15 protein-coding genes and 1 pseudogene are annotated in these 18,585 nt (G+C 61.0%); 2 read left to right on the top strand and 14 right to left on the bottom strand.

All coding sequences use genetic code 11. The features are described from left to right. Positions 1-2 precede the first annotated feature (2 nt). From pgaC to FW800_RS20455, 11 genes are all read right to left on the bottom strand, one after another. Positions 3-1,343 (bottom strand): poly-beta-1,6-N-acetyl-D-glucosamine synthase, encoded by a 1,341-nt coding sequence (gene pgaC, locus FW800_RS20505; RefSeq protein ID WP_032878491.1) that lies wholly within the window; start codon positions 1,341-1,343, stop codon positions 3-5. A 2-nt stretch (positions 1,344-1,345) separates the two neighbouring features. Continuing rightward, positions 1,346-3,349 (bottom strand): poly-beta-1,6-N-acetyl-D-glucosamine N-deacetylase PgaB, encoded by a 2,004-nt coding sequence (gene pgaB, locus FW800_RS20500; protein ID WP_248133315.1) that lies wholly within the window; start codon positions 3,347-3,349, stop codon positions 1,346-1,348. 12 nt (positions 3,350-3,361) lie between these two features. After that, positions 3,362-5,842, bottom strand: coding sequence for a poly-beta-1,6 N-acetyl-D-glucosamine export porin PgaA (gene pgaA, locus FW800_RS20495; protein ID WP_032878494.1), 2,481 nt, complete (start codon positions 5,840-5,842; stop codon positions 3,362-3,364). A gap of 338 nt (positions 5,843-6,180) precedes the next feature. Next, complete coding sequence (locus FW800_RS20490; RefSeq protein ID WP_032878495.1) at positions 6,181-7,677, bottom strand: YdgA family protein; 1,497 nt, start codon at positions 7,675-7,677, stop codon at positions 6,181-6,183. Between the two features lie 146 nt (positions 7,678-7,823). Continuing rightward, positions 7,824-8,456, bottom strand: a complete 633-nt coding sequence (locus FW800_RS20485; RefSeq protein ID WP_446438342.1) for an NADH:ubiquinone oxidoreductase subunit N — start codon at positions 8,454-8,456, stop codon at positions 7,824-7,826. An 81-nt stretch (positions 8,457-8,537) separates the two neighbouring features. After that, positions 8,538-9,980 carry an efflux transporter outer membrane subunit gene (locus tag FW800_RS20480; protein ID WP_103734049.1) on the bottom strand — a complete coding sequence of 481 codons (1,443 nt, stop codon included), beginning with the start codon at positions 9,978-9,980 and terminating at the stop codon, positions 8,538-8,540. Then, positions 9,977-10,867: an efflux RND transporter periplasmic adaptor subunit gene (locus FW800_RS20475; protein WP_032878498.1), complete on the bottom strand. Its 891-nt coding sequence runs from the start codon at positions 10,865-10,867 to the stop codon at positions 9,977-9,979. The genes FW800_RS20480 and FW800_RS20475 overlap by 4 nt, the downstream gene beginning before the upstream one ends. After that, a complete protein-coding gene (locus FW800_RS20470) occupies positions 10,864-11,073 on the bottom strand; it encodes a DUF1656 domain-containing protein (RefSeq protein WP_003187469.1) in 210 nt (69 codons plus the stop codon). Before FW800_RS20470 ends, FW800_RS20475 begins: the two co-directional genes overlap by 4 nt. Continuing rightward, positions 11,070-13,148 (bottom strand): FUSC family protein, encoded by a 2,079-nt coding sequence (locus tag FW800_RS20465; protein WP_005783581.1) that lies wholly within the window; start codon positions 13,146-13,148, stop codon positions 11,070-11,072. Before FW800_RS20465 ends, FW800_RS20470 begins: the two co-directional genes overlap by 4 nt. After that, positions 13,145-13,564 carry a MarR family winged helix-turn-helix transcriptional regulator gene (locus FW800_RS20460; RefSeq protein WP_005783580.1) on the bottom strand — a complete coding sequence of 140 codons (420 nt, stop codon included), beginning with the start codon at positions 13,562-13,564 and terminating at the stop codon, positions 13,145-13,147. The genes FW800_RS20465 and FW800_RS20460 overlap by 4 nt, the downstream gene beginning before the upstream one ends. A 262-nt stretch (positions 13,565-13,826) precedes the next feature. Beyond that, positions 13,827-14,087, bottom strand: coding sequence for a hypothetical protein (locus FW800_RS20455; protein WP_446438341.1), 261 nt, complete (start codon positions 14,085-14,087; stop codon positions 13,827-13,829). 380 nt (positions 14,088-14,467) lie between these two features. Here FW800_RS20455 and FW800_RS20450 point away from each other — a divergent pair, with 380 nt between their 5' ends. Next, positions 14,468-14,746 (top strand): antitoxin of toxin-antitoxin stability system, encoded by a 279-nt coding sequence (locus FW800_RS20450; RefSeq protein ID WP_446438340.1) that lies wholly within the window; start codon positions 14,468-14,470, stop codon positions 14,744-14,746. Between the two features lie 41 nt (positions 14,747-14,787). Then, complete coding sequence (locus FW800_RS20445) at positions 14,788-15,036, top strand: type II toxin-antitoxin system RelE/ParE family toxin (RefSeq protein WP_446438389.1); 249 nt, start codon at positions 14,788-14,790, stop codon at positions 15,034-15,036. Positions 15,037-15,040: 4 nt separating this feature from the next. Here the strand turns inward: FW800_RS20445 and FW800_RS20440 are convergent, their stop codons facing one another. The 3 genes and pseudogenes from FW800_RS20440 to FW800_RS20430 all read right to left on the bottom strand — a co-directional run bounded on the left by FW800_RS20440 (position 15,041) and on the right by FW800_RS20430 (position 18,504). Further along, positions 15,041-16,537, bottom strand: coding sequence for a Fic family protein (locus FW800_RS20440; protein WP_446438339.1), 1,497 nt, complete (start codon positions 16,535-16,537; stop codon positions 15,041-15,043). 96 nt (positions 16,538-16,633) lie between these two features. Continuing rightward, positions 16,634-16,879: a DUF2789 domain-containing protein gene (locus FW800_RS20435; protein WP_148854214.1), complete on the bottom strand. Its 246-nt coding sequence runs from the start codon at positions 16,877-16,879 to the stop codon at positions 16,634-16,636. 33 nt (positions 16,880-16,912) lie between these two features. Beyond that, positions 16,913-18,504: pseudogene (locus FW800_RS20430) on the bottom strand (glycosyltransferase family 39 protein). Between the last annotated feature and the right edge of the window lie 81 nt (positions 18,505-18,585).

Here is an 18,585-nt window from a genome sequence, read left to right as displayed (position 1 = left end):
GCTCACGCCTCCTCTCCGGCAGGTTTAATTCCGCGATCCGGGCTGACCCAGCGTGCGCGCTTCTGATGCTGGTTGAACAACACCTTGGGAAAGCTCACCAGCGTGGTGAACAGGCTCACCAGCCAGAACACCATCGGGTACCACACGGTCCAGAACAGGGTTTTCCACAGGTCTTTTTCGTAGCGCCGGTCAATCAGGATGCTGACCGCAAACTGCAGCAGGCACACCATCGCCAGCACCAGGCCGGTAAACGCGGGTGGCACCAACGAGTCCACGGTAATCGCCGCCGGCAGCGTGACGAATTTACCCACGGCCCAGAAGATCACCGACAGCAGGAAGGTGAAGGCCCAACCGGTGGACAGGCAGTATTCGAACAGCAGCGGCCACAGGTAGCGATGGCGCCATTGCCAGATGCCGCGAATATTCTTGAACAGCACTTCGGCGCCGCCCTGGGCCCAGCGCAGGCGCTGTTTCCACAGGCCGCCGACGGTCTCGGGCATGAGGATCCAGCACAGGGCACGCGGCTCGTAGAAGATCGACCAATGATCCAGTTGCAGCTTCCAACTGACATCGATGTCTTCGGTGATCATGTCGGTGCTCCAGTAGTCGATGCGGTCCAGCGCCTTCTTGCGAAACGCCACCACCACACCCGAGACCGTGAAGATCCGTCCGAACACCCGCTGGGTGCGCTTGATCAAGCCGATGATCGAGGAGAACTCGCCGACCTGAACCCGCCCGATCAGGGTGGAGCGGGTACGGATGCGCGGGTTGCCGGTGACGGCGCCCAGGCGCGGGTTGTCGAGCATCGGCGCGACCATGTAGGCCGCCGCGTTCTTGTCGAGCAACGCATCGCCGTCTATGCACACCAGGTATTCGCTGCGGGCGGCCACCGCCCCCATGCGCAGGGCCACGGCCTTGCCCTGGTTCTGTGCCAGGTGCAGCACGCGCAGGCGTGGGTGTTGCAGTGCCAGGGCATCGAGTACCGCTGCGGTGTTGTCGCTGGAGCCGTCGTTGACCGCGATCACTTCGATGTTTGTGTACACCTGGGCCAATGCGGCCGCCATGGTGTCAGCGACGTTATCGCCTTCGTTGTAGCAAGGGATGATGATCGAAATCAGCGGGTTACCGGCCAGGGTCGGCGCCGGGGTGTCTTCCTCCCACGGCCAATGGCGCTCCCAGTGCAGCCAGAAGTACAGGCCGCCGGCGATCCACAGCGCCGACATGAACAGCGGGTAGAAGAACACGAAGTCCATCAGGAACTGCCCGGTGATCAGGAAGATCAGGCCCAGAGGCAAGCCCAATACCAGCGCCAACACGAATAGAGCCAGGATTCTGTCGAACATGATCAAGGATTCCATTGGTTGGAGAGGGCCGGACGTATCGTCTTCAAGTCCGGGGAGTTTTCCAGGAAGTTGTCCGGGTAGTAGCCGAAACTGGTGACGCCCTGGCGTTTGAGTACACCCATCCACTCTGCCAATTGTTCAGCGCTGATATCCGGCGCGGCCTGGGTGCGCCAGTCTTTGGCTTGCAGTTCGAAGACGGTCTTTTCCAGTGCGCCGGGGCGTGCCTTGACCGTGGCCACCAGCTTTTCCAGCCAGGCATTGGAGTCTTTCAGCGACTGGCCTTCCATCAGCGGCATGGCCATGGGCGCCGTCCAGTCGTAGGTCTTGAGGAAATCATCGAGGTTCTGCGCAAACCAGGCTTCGCTGCCGGGGTTGAGCATCGGCTCGGCGAAGATATTGCGAGCGGTGAGGATCTGCGGGCCGCGAATGGCGCGCACCTTCACGGTCAGCTCGTTGGTGAAATCGGTCAGGTAGCGGCTCTTGAAGCGAGTCCAACGCTGCATCACTGCAGGGTCGGCACGCAGCGCAGCGATATTGTCCGGCAAGCCCTGGGCAGCATAGGCCTTGAGTGCGGCGGGGCTGGCGTCTTCAAAGTCGCTTAGCAGCGCATCGTCGTGATACAGCACACCGTCGATGGCACTGTTGCTGGTACGCGCCAGGTCTTCGTAGATCTCACCGATGAGCTGCCGCACTTTCGGATCAAAGGGCGACAGGCGCTTGTATTGATCCGGATCGGTAGCAACCTTGCCGGTCTGCGGGTCCCAGCGGGTCACGCGTGGCAGCTTGGCGTCGAGGGCAAAGCTGAGCACCGGCATCCACGCAAACACGCTGGCGTGGGCACGGGTATGCAACTGCCAGGAAACGCGGTTGAACAGGTCGGCGCGCATCGGCAGGTGGCGGTTGGGGAAGTACACCGAATGCACCAGGCCATCACCCTTGGGGTCGGCGTAGGCTTGCAGGAACACCGTGACGGCGCCCATGTCCACTATGCGCTGCACCAGCACATCGAGGTTGTGCGCCTGTTGGACCGGGTCGGGGTCATAGACGTGATCCAGGTCCACATGCACGACGCGCAACGGAGCCTTGGCCTGAACCGAAACCATGCTGCTGGCGAAGTGTTCCCCATCCGGGTCGGAGGCCACCAAAAAGCGCGGGCTGTTCATCAGCTTGTTGGAATCATCCAACCCGTCGTCCAGCGTAAGCGCCATCTCATAGCCGTGTTCACCGACCACCGCCAAGGTGGTGCCATCGGCCGCGCCATACGGCCATACCCATACCCGTGGAGCCTTGCCAGTGACGGTACGAATTTTATTGGAAATGGCTGCTACGTCAGTACGCATCCGCGCCTGGAACTGCGCTTCGGTTTCATAGCGACCGGTCGCCGGATCATAGCGGCGCGTGGTGGCCGCGGGTTCGAGGTTGCCCTGGGGATTGGCGAGTATGCCTTTGTGATTGGCGTCGGTATGGGCGGCGATTTCCACCAGGCCCGATCGGGACACTTCACGAATCTGCTGCCAGGTCAGGAAGTCGCCCCGTGCCCGTGGCGTACCGGCGAAGTCCACCGGCTGGTTCAGCGGGGTGTCGATCCAACTGCCCACCGGCGCCAGCACGGCCGGCCAATTGTAGGCCCGCAGGATCGGCATCACGCGGGTGTAGAAGCTGGAATAGCCGTCATCGAAGCTGAGCATCACCGCTTTGGGTGGCAGCGTCGGCCCGCCACGGCGTGCAGCGAGCACCTGGTCGACGCTGACCGCCTGGTAACCGTTCTCGCGCAGCCAGGCCAATTGCTCGATCAAGCGCTCGGTACGCACCGCCACCACGGCCTGGTCAGGGTCATTGTCCGAGACGTCGTGGTAGGCAATGCCCAGGAAATGGTTCTTCGGCCACGGCGCTTCGCTGGCCAGTGTCGGCCGCTCGGCAGGTGGAACGAATGGCGCGGGTTGCTGGGCACATGCGGCGGCCAGCATTACACCCAGGACCAGAAAAAAACGACTGAGGAGGGTCATGGTCAGGCTCTTCTAGAAACGGTAAGTGAGGTCCAGGAGCAGGCGCAAATCGCGTTCGCGCTCGCCGTCGTAAGGTCGGCTGACCAGGCTCAGGTTGGCGCCGGCTTCCAGCACGTCATTCCAGCGAAAGCGTTGGCCGTACCCGATCAAGCCGACGCCGCCGGTGGAGTAATCCTTTTGGCTATAGGTACCCGCACCGAGCTGGAACTGCTGACTCCACTGGGTTTCGTAGCGGTGATAAAGCACATGGTTGACGTTGACGGTGGGCAACACACTGAAGTCGGACTTGGGGTTGAAGTAGATCGTGTCTTCCTTGCTGTTGCGGCTGGCACCGACTTCCAGGCCCAGCTCTACTTGCACTTTGGGCGAGCTGTAGATGCCTTCGCGACCGGTGAGCAAGGCTTCGACGCGGTCGTTGCCATCGCTGAAATGGGACGGGCTGACGGCCAGTTTCCACTCGCGGCTTTCGTTGGCGCGCCAGCGGATAAAACCGCTGCCGCCGTTGGCCGTGACACCTTCATTCAACGCCCGCAACGGTGTGGTGTTGAGCAGGTAGCCAAGGCTGCCGCCGTACTGCCAGTGGTCGTTGATGTCGCGGGCGATCGACACGCTCGCGCCTTGTTTGGCGCCATCGCCATAGGAGTGGTTGGACACTTCGGCTTCGATGGTCATGTCGCGGGTGCGTCGCTCCACGCCCACACGCTGCCAACGGTGATGGCCGGTACCTTCGGCGAAATCGGCAGTGCCATAACCGACACCGGCGAACAGGCGCCAGTCCTCGTCGATGGGCGGGGTGTAGATCACGCTTTCTATGCCCCAGTCCCGGCTACCCGACACCGCGCCGGCCTCTTGGTTGTTGCCGCCACCGAAGCTTTTGCCGGTGTAGGCTTCCACCCGCACTTCGGCCATGTCGTGCACGTCGCGCAAGCGTTTGAGGCGCTGTACCTGGCGGTTGTCCGGGGCGCGGGCAACGACGTCATCGGTAAGCAGGTCCAGTTGCCGCCATTCCTGCAGGTCCAACGCGGTGAAGCCTTGGGACATTTCCACCCCGATGTCACGAGGGCTCTGGTTTTCGGTCTCCTTGAGGGAGTCTTCAGCGCGTCTGGGCCATTCACGGGCACGGTACATTTCTGCCTGTGCCAAACGTACACCGATGCTGCCCGGAGCTTTGCTCCCCAGGTCTTCCAGCGCTTGTTCGCTGGCATTCAGGTCGGCGCCATAGGTACCGGCCTGGGCCGCCAATTGCTGGGCGTCCATCCATTCGTCGTTAGGGTTGCCGATAGGCAAACCCTTGAGTTCAACCCGAGGTTTCTCGGTGCTGGCCAGCTGCGTGGCGACCGCACGCGCCTCATCCACCTGATCGTTTTCCAACAAGGCGTAGAACAGGGCGGTGCTGTCTTTGACATGATCACCGACGTCGGCATCCGCCGCAGTCAGCGCCTGGCGATACAGCGGCGCGGCTTTTTCCGGCAGGCGCTGGTCGAGGTAGGATGCGGCGACCCAGCGCACGGCGTAGGTCGGCAACTGCACGCCTTGGGCGGTGAGCACTTCGTATTCGCGAATCACCTCAGCGGTGCGTGCACGGGCCTTGAGTGCCCCAAGCCGGTCGATACGCCAGCGCACGACGTCGTCGTGGGCAGTGGCGTCCGGAGCCCAGCGGCTGATCAGCTTGTCGTAATCCTGCAGGGCGCGATCGGCGATGACGTAGCGTTCTTTTTCGGTACGCGTAGCGAACTCGGCCATGCGCACACGCTCGGCGGCAAGGTCACCTTCCAGGCGGCGCTGGGTGACCGCGTCCACCAGGCCCGGGCGCTTGGCCGACAGGCGCAGGGCGGCTTCGGGCAAGCGAGCCTTTTGCAGGGCGACGATGTATTCACGGGCCACTTCCGGTTTGTCGCCGGCACGGATAAAGGCTTGGTCGAACTCGAACAAGGCGTCGTAATTCAAGCCGGCGCGTGTCAGCGCATAACCCAGGGCCATGCGGCGGTTCGGGTCATTGGGTTGCGCCGCCACCATCGTGCGCAAGCGTTGCACCGCTTCGTTGGCCTTGCCGCCATCGGCCTGGGTCAGGGCCTGGCCCAGTTGCAAGTCGACGTTATTCGGTTCACGCAGCAGAGCCTGGCGATAGACCGCTTCGGCCTGAGCCCATTGTTTTTGATTGCGATAGGTGCGCGCCACCGTGGCAAGTGCCTGGGTGGTGAGGTTGCGGTGCTTGCCTTGTGCTTCGTACACCTTGAGCACTTCGTCGTCTTGCCCGGCCCAACCGGCAATCACCAGGTGGTCACTGACCTGGCCTGGGGTTTGGCGTTCGGCAGACAGTTGGCGCAGTTGCGTCAACGCCGGCGTGAAGTGACCGTTGCGGGCCTGGATGATCAGGGCATCGTAGGCGGGATCGGCAAACGCAAGGCCAGGAACCAGCAATTGGCTGCACAGGGCGGCCCCGATAAGCAGACGCAACCGGCCTGAAGCACTGTAGGGGAGGTTTCGCAGCATATCGTGAGCTTCCTTACACACGGAAAGCCCTAACGATAGATGGTCCTGAGCAAAACGCATCAGGGTGTCGGCGTCTCGGGACCCGACCTAGCTTTCCTGTAAGAACTATCTCTTAGCGAAGTAGGGGGAAGTACAATTCAGAACAATTGTTCAGAATTGTGCGGTCGCGATTTTTTGCCCTCACACAAAACGAATGTGGGAGCCGGGTTTGTGTGGGAGCCGGGCTTGCCCGCGATGCAGGCACCGCGGTCGTTCAGCCAGACCGGGGCGATGCTATCGCAGGCAAGCCAGCTCCCACACAAGCCTGCTCCCACATTTTTTTACTGCATTTTCAGCGCTTACTGGGCGCCGCTCACCGCACCGACTTTCGACATCACAAAGCCAATGAACTGCTCAACGGTCATCTTCTGGCCGTTGAAGGTCACTTCGTTGTTGGCGTAGTGCAGCTTGGAAACCACATCGGTGCCCACCAGGGTTGCCAGTTGCGTGCCGACTGCCATGCCGCTGACCATCTCGGCCGCCATCTGCGATTGCTGCTCGATGGCTTTGGGGTCAGTCACTCCACCGACCTGGGCTTGCAGGGCGGCTACGTCGCTGATCATTGGCTTGGACAGGGTCAGGTTGGCATCCAGCAGCGCAATCATCTGCTTGCCCAGTTCAACCGGCGGCAGCTCCATGGACGTCGGCTTGGCCAGGTCCACAACCAGGTTGAACTTGCTTTCGCCGTGGGTGGTTTTAAGCGACAGGTTTTCCACCGCCAGTTGCGGCTTGGCAGCCAGTACCTGGTTGACGTTGGCTTCGGCCAGGGCCTGCTCGGCTTCGGTCAATTGCAGTTCCGGCACCGGTTGGCCGGCAGCAGCCGCGGCTTGCACCGGTTGCATCTTGTCCTGGTAGAGCTTGGTCAGCACCAGCATCGCCGGGATATCGACGTTCTTCATGCTCACGGCCATGGCGGCCGAGCCGACCGGTTTGCCCTGGTAACCGATCTCGTCGATCTTGTAGTCGACGCGGCCGGCCAGGTTGTTGTCCTTGGCTTGGGTGGAGTCTTTCTGCTCGAAGCCCTTGAGGGTCAGCACGGCTTTCTGCGGGCCGAAGGTGACCTTGGTATCGGTCAGTTCGACGGTGTTCTGGCCGGTGTAGAAGCCAAAGGTGGATTTCTCCAGGTTGCTGGCAACAGTCAGGCCAGCCAGTTCCGCTTCGAACGGTGCGCCATTGGCATCGATTGCCGCGACCTTGAGGCTGTTCATGAAGCCATCAGCCTTGACCTTCTGGCCTTCGGCGCTGCTGTCGAATTCCAGGTTGGCGCCGGAGAAGCTCACCGAGGAGGTGTCATCCTTGAACTCCAGCGGCAGCAATTCGATGTTGCCGCTGACCGAACGGCTGTAGCCGATGTTCGCCACGCCTTTGAGCGGCGACACGTCTTTGCTGGCGGCGAACCATTTTTCAGTGGTGGGGTTCTTTTCCAGTTCGTAGTGACTGGTGGCCATGACCGGCAACCACTTGAGGGTCACCAGGCGCGAGAACGGCAGCGGGCCGTGCTCGATATGGTCGACGAACAGCAATTCGGGGTTCGGGTTGTCTTCGCCGAACACGCTGCCCTGGCCCTTGAGGCGATAGTGCGCCGTGCTGCTGAACACGCCACGGTCCAGAGACACCAGCTCCAGAGCCACGCTGCCGTCGACGCCGGCCATGGAGGTCTGCAACTCTTTGTTGGCGTTCTGGATGGCGGTTTGCAGGACCGGCTCCAGTTGTTTACCGGTGTACCAGGCGCCGCCCGCACTGACGGCGCCGATGGCGACAACAAAACCCAAGAAAACAACTGCTGGCTTATTCATGAAGTGACCTGATCAAATCCTGTGAGAAGTGGGCTGTCTTCCTTGAACCCCGAAGGGGTTGGCTCAAGCCCGCCGAAAACGGGGGAAGATTAGCACTGGCGAGCGCAAACGGCCCAGCCTTTCAGAGGGATCAGTTCCGTAGGAGTTCAGGAGTACTCCAGCTCGATTTCGTCCAACTGGTGATCAAAACTCTTTAAGCGGGCGGTCCAGGTGTACACCAACACCTCAAACTTGCGGTGGATCACGGCATTGCCGGGGGTGTCGGCCTTGGGGTCGCAAAAATCCAACTGGTAGCGCTCGCGGGCCATTTGCGTGGCCACGTCGGACAATTCCCGCGCGTTATCCAGCCAGTGCCTACCGTCAGCAACCTGCCGATCCAGCAGCACGCACTGCTTTTTCAGGACTTCGAGGCTTTTTTCCAGCGGCGTGCCGGTGAGGTCGCCCATGACCTCCTGGAAGGTGCGCCCGGGCTGCCAGTAGCTGCCCCAGAAATAGCGGTCGAATACGGTTTCGACGCGGCGCAGGGCAACCTTGGTGTCCCAGATCGCGACGCGGGTCTTGCCTTGCTCGAGGAGCTTTTTCTTCACTCGCTGGTTTTGATAAGACGCCCAGGCCACCACGCCGATGGACAAGGTGCCGATCACCAGGCAGGCGCTGTCCAGGAACACCATGGCCTTGTCGAGTTGATGGGCGAGCATGACACCGTAGAAATACGCGGCCGATAACAATACCAGTGCGAAGAGCACGCACCAGAAAGCGGGAGCATAAGGGTTTTTCATTATTGGAATCCCCATGAGCAAACGCGAGCTTTGTCGGGTGAGACGTCACGGCGCCTCACCTGACAAAGCATAGCAATCACCTCACGGTTTGCCGGGTTTTACCCCTTGCGTTCGTCCGCTTTCCCAGCCGCCGCCCAGGGCCAGGAACAGATCGATCTGGCTCATGGCAACCTGGGTGTTGGCCGTCGCCAATTGCGCGCGCATATCGGTGTAGGTTCGCGTGGCTTGCAGGTCGGCCAGGAACGATTCGCGGCCGGCCTGGAAGAAGCGATGGGTCTGGCCTGCGGCTTCTCGCGCCGACTGTTCGGCTTCGGCCAGGGCGTCGCGGCGCTGCAACACCGCAGTGTATTGCGCCAGGCCGGTCTGGGTTTCGCGGATGGCATTGAGCACCACGCCGTCGAAGTGTGCCAAAGCGCCCTGGGTCGCGGCTTCGGCTTCATGGATACGCGCACGGGCGCCGTTGGTCGGCACGGTCCAGCTGATCATCGGGCCAAAGCCCCAGCGGTTGGTGGCCGGTGTGCCGAGGTTTTCCAGCAGGCCCACGGTGCCTACCGTGGCGCCGATGCTGATATCCGGATACAGCGCGCCGGTGGCCACGCCGATTCGTGCGGTCGCGGCAGCCAACTGGCGCTCAGCCTGGCGCACATCAGGGCGACGTTTGAGCAGCGTGGCACCGTCGCCCACCGGCAGCAACTGGGCGATGTGTGGCAGCTCGGCGCAGGTGCCAGTGCCGGCCGGCAGTTGGTCTACGGGCTTGGCCAGCAGCATCGACAGGCGGAACAGTGCGGCCTGGCGCGAGGCTTCATAGCGCGGAATGTCGGCGCGCAGGGATTTGTATTGGGTTTGCGAGCGGGTCACCTGGGTTTCGTCGCCGCGCCCGGCATCCCGCAGGCGCTGGGTCAGCTTGGTGCTCTGCGCTTGCAGGTCGAGGGATTCGTTGGCAATCGCCAACTCTTCGTTGGCCGCGCACACCTGGGTGTAGGAACGCACCACATCGGCCACCAGGGTGATGCGAGCGATATCCGCCGCCGCCTGGGTTGCATCGGCGCTGGCCTTGGCGCTTTCGATGCCGCGCTGCAAGGTGCCGAACAGGTCGAACTGATAGGACGTGGTGATACCGACGCTGCCGATATTGCCGACCGGGACTTTGTCCGGCAGCAAAAATGCTTCGCCAGATTCCTGCAAGCGCTGGGCCTCGGCCTTGGCGCCGGCACTCCAGCCGCCGGCGGATTCAGCCTGCTGCACCTGGTAACGCGAACGCTGCAAGTTGGCGGCGGCCACGCGCAGGTCGGTGTTGGAGGCCATGGCCTGCTGCACCAACTGGTCCAGGCGCGGGTCTTTATACAGCTTCCACCAATCGGCCGGCACCGGCGCCGAGACCACGTTGCTGCCCTCGCCCATGATCGGTCCTTGCAGGTCGCCACGGTTGACTGCGGCCTGCTCCGGCAGTTTGTAATCCGGGCCCACTACTTGGCAGGCCGACAGCAACAACCCCAGGGAAGCGGTTGCCAGAAGCCGCTTCATGGTTTGTCCCCGTCTTTAACCTTGTCGTCGATGATCGACACCGTCGCCGTGCGCCCGGCGATCATGCGAAAGTCCGCCGGCACATCGTCAAAGGCAATGCGCACGGGGATCCGCTGGGCCAGGCGCACCCAGCTGAACGCCGGGTTGACGTTGGGCAGCAGGTTGGAGCCGCTGCTGCGGTCGCGGTCTTCGATACCGGCGACGATGCTCTGCACATGCCCGTGCAGTCGAGCGTTGTCGCCGATCACGCGGATATCCACGCCCATGCCGACGTGGATGCCGTCGAGCTTGGTCTCTTCGAAGTAGCCGTCGATGTGGAAGGAATTGCTGTCCACCACCGACAGCACCGGGCGCCCGGCAGTGACGAACTCCTGGGTGCGCGGTGCGCGGTCGTTGACGTAGCCGTCCACGGGGCTGCGGATCACCGAGCGGTCGAGGTTGAGTTGGGCAGAGTCCACCGTCACCTGGGCTTCGGCCAGGGCCGATTGGGCGCGGGCCACGCGGGACTGGCTTTCTTCCAATTGCTCGCTGGGCACCAGGTTGCCGAGGCCACGGTTACGCTTGTACTCGCGCTGGGCCTGGGCCAGGGTTTCCTGGCGGTCGGCCACGGCGGCCTGGGCTTGGCGCAGGGCCAGCTTGAAGCGGTCCTGGTCGACGGCAAACAGCACCTGGCCTTTGGTCACCAACTGGTTGTCACGCACGTCCACCCGCTGGATCAGCCCGGAGACGTCCGGGGCGATCTGCACGATGTCGGCGCGGATGTGGCCGTCACGGGTCCAGGGGGCAAACATGTAGTACATGACCATGCGCCACACAACGACGACCGCGAAACTCACGATCAACAACGTCAGGACGACACGGCCGATAGTCAAAAAAGGTTTTTTCATGTCATCAAATATCGACTGAGTGAGTCCACCGCGCCCAGCAACAGCGCGTAAAGCCCCACATTGAACAATGCCCGGTGCCAGACCAGGCGATAGAAGTGCATGCGCGTCAACAGCCCGTGCACCACCAGAAACAACACATAGGTAATGCCCATCAGCACCAGCAGCGTGGGCAGGAACACCCCGCTGATATCCAGATCACCGATCATAAAGGCGCTCCATCGGGTAGCGGCGCTTCCATTTCCGTGCCGCCAATGAATTCCACACCGGGCAACAACGCCAGGCGCAGGCCGGCCAAGGCGTGCAGCAGGTGCAGGCGGGTGTCGTCTTCGTCTTGCAGGCCCTGGCCGTTGAGGGCGCGGCGCGTACGGTCCAGGGTCATCAGCAGACCGCTGGGTGCGGGCAAGCGTTCACCGGCCTTGAGGCACGCTTTGAAGTAACCGCCCACCCCTTCCACCACCTGGTTGAGCAACACCCGTGGCACACCGAGGATGCGCGGCGAGTAGGCCAGCAGGTCGAGCAGGTTCAGCGCTACGCGCAGGTCGCGCAGGGCGCTGCCGGTGTCTTGGCCGGTAAGGGCCAGGCGCGGCAGGTGTTGCATCAGGCGGTCGAGCATTTGTGCGGCCATGTGCCGGTGTTCGTTCAGGGTTGCGGGCTCGGTCAGGCCAACGATGTCACGCCAGCTGAAACGGGTCAGGCGCTTGGCCGCCAGTTCGGCGCCGAAGGGCCGGGCGATCAAGGTCCACACAAATGCGAACAGCAGGCCCACGGGCCCAGCCAGGTTGACGTTGGCGAAGTTGAGAAAGTCCGCGTCATAGGCGCCCTGGATGCTGATGAACGACGAGGTGTTGACCAGCGTCAGCAACATGCCCAGGTAGAATCGTGGCTGTACCGTGAGGGTGCCGATGCAGATAAACGGCACGGCAAAAGCCAGCACCAGCATGGGGAAATCGTGCAGATTGGGCAGCACCAGAAACAGATACAGGCTGGCGAACAGCACCGACATGGCGGTCCAGAAAAAGAACCGGTAGATCTGCGGCGCCGGGTCGTCCATCGAAGCGAAGAAGCTGCAGGCGACGGCGGCCAGGATCACGGCGCTGCCACCATCGGTCCAGCCCAGCAGGATCCACAGCACCGAGGCGACGATGATCGCGGTAACGGTGGAAAACGCCGAGTAGAACATCAGCCCACGGTCGAGAAATGGCGTGAGCCGGCCCAGGCGCCAGTGGCGGTAGACGGCGCGCCAGGTGTCCTGGCTTTCGCACTGAATGGCGGCTTGCAGGCTGCGACAGTCTTGCCACAGGTCGACCCATTCGCCGAGGCGGTACAGGGCGTTGGAGAACAGCAACGTGTGGCGGTCATCCAGCGCTTCGCCTTGGGGTTGGGCGGCATCGATCTGGTCACGCAGCACACGCCAGCGTTCCAGGGGCGCTTGTTCAGTGGTGCTTTGCAGCCAGGCGTTGGCTTCCTCCAGCAACGGTTTGAGCCGGTCGAGAAACTCCGGTGCGCGATGCTCGATGGCGTACACCGCGTCATCCAGCGCGTCGATTACCGGCAGCAGATGAATCATGCGCCCGCGCAGTTCTTTGGTGTTGCGCACCGTTTGCGGCCGCGCGCCTTCGTGGGGCAACTGGCCGATCATCAACTCAAGGGTGTTGAAGGTGGCAACCATGCCGCCGCGCAGGTTGCTGACCGCTTCAGGGTCAATCTGGCGGGTGAGGAAGCGTTGGCTATAGACCTGAGCATCGCTGAACCACTTGGCCACCGAGCCATCGAACACCGGCATCAGGCGCCGTGGCCAGAACATTGCGCCCACCACCGCTGCGACCGCGATGCCAAGGAAGATTTCTTCGGTACGCGCTTCGGCCACGTCCCACACCGCCAGGGGGTTATCCACCACTGGCAGGGCGATCAGCGGCAAGGTATAGCCGGCCAGCATCAGGGCGTAATTATTGGCCGTGCGCAGGTGCATGGAGAGGAACAGCAAGGTGCCCGTCCATAACGCAATCACTACCACCAACAGGTAAGGCGACTGCACGAACATCGGCACAAACAGCACCGCCGCCGCTGCCCCCATAAAGGTGCCAATGGCGCGGTACAAAGCCTTGGAACTGGTGGGCCCGACAAACGGGCTGGAGACGATATACACGGTAGCCATCGCCCAGTACGGACGCGGCATTTGCATCAGCATGGCGATGTACAGCGCAATCATCGACGCGGCGAACGTGCGGACCCCGTAGAACCAGTCGCGGGCGGGCGGGAAGCCGGTAAAAAATCCGTTCAAGGCGCCACAGCCTCGGCCGCTTCGAAGGCGCGCAGCACGCGCAGTGCGGCTTCCAGGTCGGTGGGCGCGATATCCACAAGGACTTCCTTGCGCAGGCGAACCAGTTGGGCTTCTACCGCCTGCACCAGTTCACGGCCGCGCTCGGTGAGGCTCAGGGCCTTGGCGCGGCGGTCGTGGATGTCTTCGGTGCGGCATACGTAGCCGTCGCCGCACAGCCGATCGAGCAGGCGCACCAATGACGGGCTTTCCATACCGGAGGCCTGGGCTACTTTGACCTGGTGCACACCGTCACCCAAGCGACCGATCATCAACAACGGCACGGCGCAGGCTTCGGAGATGCCATAGCTGACCAGCGTGGTCTGGCAGATTTTGCGCCAGTTACGGGCGCCCACCACCATGCTGCTGCTCAGGTTCATCTGAAGTTGTTCGAGGGATTGGGACACTGGATAGTTCGCATACAGTTAGTTTGCTAACTATTAATATGGTGGAGGGAGGAAGAGCCGTCAAGTTTTGAAACAATTTCTCGATGGATGGAGCGATTCAGCGGCCACACCGCCGGGCGAATGTGGGAGGGGGCTTGCTCCCGATGGCGAGGGGTCAGCCACTGATGCATTTACTGACACGCCCTCATCGGGAGCAAGCCCCCTCCCACACTTGGATCAGCGTCGGATGCCCGGGCTATTTTTCAGCCTGACCATCCAGGCGACGCTGGATCTCGCCCAGCATGTCCAAGCCATCGCGCAGTGAGACCAATGCGGCAGTGACCAAATGATGGAGGTTTGGGTTGTCGCTTGGTGAGGCGAGGGTCTCCAACAGCTCAGTGCCGATACGCACGCGGCTGCGAGCTGTTTCGTGGAGCAAATGCGAGGGGGCAAAGGTGTTGAAAGCCAGGACGGGAACGCCGGTGAGGTTGGTTTGAAGCGGCTTGTATTGGTCCATCGATAAACCTCACAGATAAGGATTTGAACCACCTTCTCCCGTCGCCAAACGAATAAGGGTGGCAGCTGTACGCAGGTTGGCGAACCGGTTATCTGTGAAACCCGGCAGATCCGAAGATCTCCCGCGCACAGCCGCCATAGAACCCAATGCCTTCATCCAAGGAAAAACGCACGGGGTAGGAACGCTGTAACGCGTCACAGAATTTCGGATCGCCAAATCCGATCGCCGATGTGCGGCGACGGGGCGAACTATAGGGGGGATGGTTGAGGCTGTGCAACCAACATATTGATCTCTACCGTCAGTCGTCTCAGCTTTTTCCAAACGCCATTCGGTAATGACGATGTATATACTTTGTGCATACCATTGCGGAGGAATCGCTGATGTCCAAATTAGCCGTTTTTACAATGAAGCTTGAACCAGAGCTTCGCGACCAGTTCATGGCTGAATGCGAAGCCTCCCATCGTCCTGCATCGCAAATCGTACGCGAAATGATGCGTGAATTCATTCAGGCCCAGCAGCACTCGCGAGAGTACGATGAGTTCTTGCAACGCAAAGTTGATGCTTCTCGTGCATCCATTCGCGCAGGCCGAGAGGTTTCCAATGAAGATTTGGAAGCTGAATTCGCAGCCAGGCGCGCTCAAGTAGATAGTCAGGGATGAGGGTCGCGTGGACGCCCGAGGCAGGGTAGGATCGTAGAGATATCTGGGATTTTCTGTTTGAGAAAAACCCACAAGCCGCAGCCGACATGGACCGGCGCTTCAGCATGGCAGCACTTGGATTAGCGCATAACCCCGAAATTGGCCCAATAGGCCGGATTGCGGGAACACGCGAAATCATTCCGCACCCGAGCTACCGCCTTGTTTATCAAGTTGAGCCCGAAGTAGTGAGGATTGTGGCTCTGGTGCATACAGCTCGCCACTGGCCACCAGAAAGTTACATCCCACATTGATGCCTCAGATGGGCGAGGGCTGATTGCCACATTCCTCAATCACCCGCCCCACCTCCTCCTCAATAAACCCAAACACCTCCTCCGCCACGCTGTACTGAAACTGTTTGCGCCGATGCTTGGAAAGCTTGCCCTCGTTATCCAGGCACATCATCACCAGCTTCGACAAATCACTGCCACGCACGTCGTAGCGTTGATTCACGGCCTTGATCACGCGGTCGTAGCGGTCGAGGAATTCGGTTTCTTCGCGCAGTTCGACTTCCAGTGCGCGGCGGGCCATTTGCAGGGTGAATTCGACGCAGCGGGTGGCGTCCCAGTAGCGGTAGATCGAGGGGTGGCCGATGAAGTCGAACGCCATGTGGTCGCCGTCCAGCCAAGTAACGTTCCAGAATTCCCGCGTCGGCTGGGAGAAGGTCTTGAGCGCCTCCAGATAGGCTTGTTCCTCGTGCTTCATGGCGACGGAGACTGGTAGCAACAAGCCATTTCCCAGTGCGCCGTAATGACAAAGCGTCTGGTGGATCAGGAAGCGAGACAGGCGGCCATTACCGTCCATGAACGGGTGCAGGAACACGAAGCCGAAAGCAGTGACGGCAGCCGCGACCAAGGGATCAACGTCTCGCACGGGTTGGTTGGCGAAGGCCATCAGCTCTTCCATCAGTTCCTGGCAAAGCTCTGGTGCTGGCGGCACGTAGCTCACACCGGCGCCGCCGCGCAGGCCGTTGTGCAGATGATTTTGTTCGTGGCGAAACGCAACGGCTTTGTCGAAGGGATTGGAGACGGTGCTGTTTTGCAGTTCGACCAAGTAGTCTTCGGTGAGCAAACGGCCTTCATGGGACTGGCGCAGTAGTTGGACGAAACGGCGGGATTTTTCTTCGCTGGGTTGTTCTTTTTCGATGGCAAATGAATCGCGGGTTTCGTGCAGGTACGCCCACTGGATGGCGCGGTCCATCATTTCGGGTGGGAGGCTGGCCATGAAGGATTTCGCACGGCCCAGGACATCGAGGCTCATCAAGGCATCAATTTCCTGCGTACGCTCAACAGTCGCACAGTAGGCCAAAGAACCCAAACCGTTGAAGTCGATCCGCCAGCGGGAATTTCGCGTAGAAGGCCAGGTTACGTAGCGTTGCGGATCAAACAGAGGGGAAACGCGGCTGTTGATTGGCTTGCTGTAGTCCAACCGTTGGAGGGTCAGGCCCTCCCATAAATAACAGGCTTTGCGGATGAATACGCCGTTGGGTGCTTTATCCAGCTCTTGCAGCAGTTGGTCCGCGCTGACCGCTTCAAGTGCCTGGGCAAGGATGCCGAGGTTGATGCCTTCGTGTTTGAGGGCAAAGAGAATATGGTCGAGCACTGAATCGGCAGCAGGCGCCACTCCATGGGGAACGGCCAGGCAATCGCCAATCATCGAGATCCGCGTGACAGGCTTGATCATTGCGGTACGGGCAGGCGCAATGGCTTTCAGCCCGAGGGTCTGATGGAGATGGGCATAACCGACCAAAGACATGCGTAACCTCAGAAAAAGCTCACTGAAGCGATTAAAGCCCAGATTTTTTCAAGCCTCACCAGATTTTTTCAAGTTTCAGCGTAACGGCTAAGTTTTTTACACCCCTCGCCCACCGCGCAACATCAGGTTCAGTTCATCCACCACCTCCGCCCAATCCGCATCTTCGAGAATCTCCTCACGCAAAAACGCTTTTTGGCTGGCCGTCCAGAAAAACGCATCCGCCAGTTCCAATTCGGGCTTGAGCGGCGAATGCGTGGCTACAAATTTTTCAATACTGACCGGGTCATCGTCCAGCCCAAGCTGTTTGAACAACGACGGCAAGCTATGCACTGGCGATTCCATGATGAGCTCCTGATAGAGAAGGGTTAATCGAGTCTAGCGGCAACCCTCAGGTTGCGGCGCCGGCACCTTGCACAGCACGAACAGACGCGCCCGTGCGCCACCGCCGTCCTGGCGACTGAGCTCGCGCCAACCTTCGGGGAGCGGGGCGAAGTCGTCCGGTGCTTCATTGCTGCTGATCAGCCATACGCGCCGGGTATTGGCCGGTAATGCCGATAAAGAATCCAGATAGATGCGCCCGCCATCCTGATCTACCAGGGTGCCGAAGCCGTAGGCATTTGGCCGGGTCGACGTGCCGTCGGGTTTGGGCGGGGTGTAGAGCTGCAACTGGGCGTCAGTTTCGTCGTAGTACACGTAGCTCAGATACCACATCATATCGCTGAGGACGATGCGGTCGTCTTCCTGGTAATTGCGATTGACGAACTCCACCGGCACGTTGAATTGGTCGTGCTCATCCACCTCGAAGTTGTTCTTCAGGCCCAGCAGTTCCATGCCCACAAACAGCACCCACAGCGCTGCGCCCAGCCATGACAAGCGTGACGGCAAGCGGTCGATGGCAAGCGCCAGGACGATCGGCAAACCCAGGGCATACACCGTGAGGTAGCGCTCGATAAAGACCGGCGAGATAAACGACACGCCATACACCAACAGCAACGGCAACAAGAAAAACAACGCCGGCAAACGAGCTCCCGGGTGGCGCCAGGCCGTCATCCACACCACCGCAATCAGCAGCAGCGCAAATATCCAGAACAGCGGCGTCCACAAATCATCGCCGGCATCCTGCAACACGAACTGCCAGATCATCGAGGGCACAGACAGCAGGTTGACCGGCTCTTCCCAGCCGATGTCGCCGCCCACCTTGAGCTGGTCGACATGCTGCACCAGGTCCAACAGGTTCGGTAGCCAAGGCAGGTACAACAACACGATCACCACGTTGGCCGCCCACCATGCAGGCCGCGTTATCAAACGTTGGCCTGGCGCCTGCATCCCCAGATAAGCCCAATGCACCAGCACGCACAGCGCGGTGAAGTAATGCGTGTAGAAACCGGCACTCATCAACAGCACATACGCGGCCAAATAGCGCGTGCGTTCGGGATGACGCATCCAGTACACCAGCGCCAGCGTAGCGCCAGCGTAGCGCCCAGCAGCCACACGCCCAGCAGCGAATACATGCGCACTTCCTGGCTGTAGCGCACCGCCGTCGGCAACAGCGCCAGCAGGATGCCCGCCAGCACCGCCGCGCGCCGAGTAGACAGTTGCCGCGTCAGCCAGATGCCCAAGCCAACCACGGCTACGCCCGGCAGAGCGCTCATGCTGCGAATGGACCCGATGCTGTCGCCGAACACTTCGATCCAGCCGCGCAGCAGGAAGAAATACAGCGGCGGATGCACATCATGAGCCGCGTGAAACCACAGGTCGGCCACGGCGTATTCACTGAGCAACAGGCTCGACCCTTCATCGCCCCAGATTGCCGCCGAGGTGAGGTGGTAAAACCGCAGGGCCATGGCCAGCGCCAGGATCGGTACCCACCAGAGACGGCTGAGTCGACCAGCACCTTGCCAGGCCAGGCGCTGCAAGGCTGGCAGCGCTCCGGCTTTTTCGTTTTGCTCAACCACAGACCGACGCACTTCAATACCCCTGGCATTAGCTCGCTTGCCTGAGCGCAAACACCGCCACTCTAGGACAAAAGCCCAGGCTTCGCCGCTGGA

This window comes from Pseudomonas sp. 910_23 (assembly GCF_052850795.1).
The sequence above is the reverse complement of the archived record's forward strand: the minus strand, read 5'-3'. Positions and strand labels throughout refer to the sequence as shown.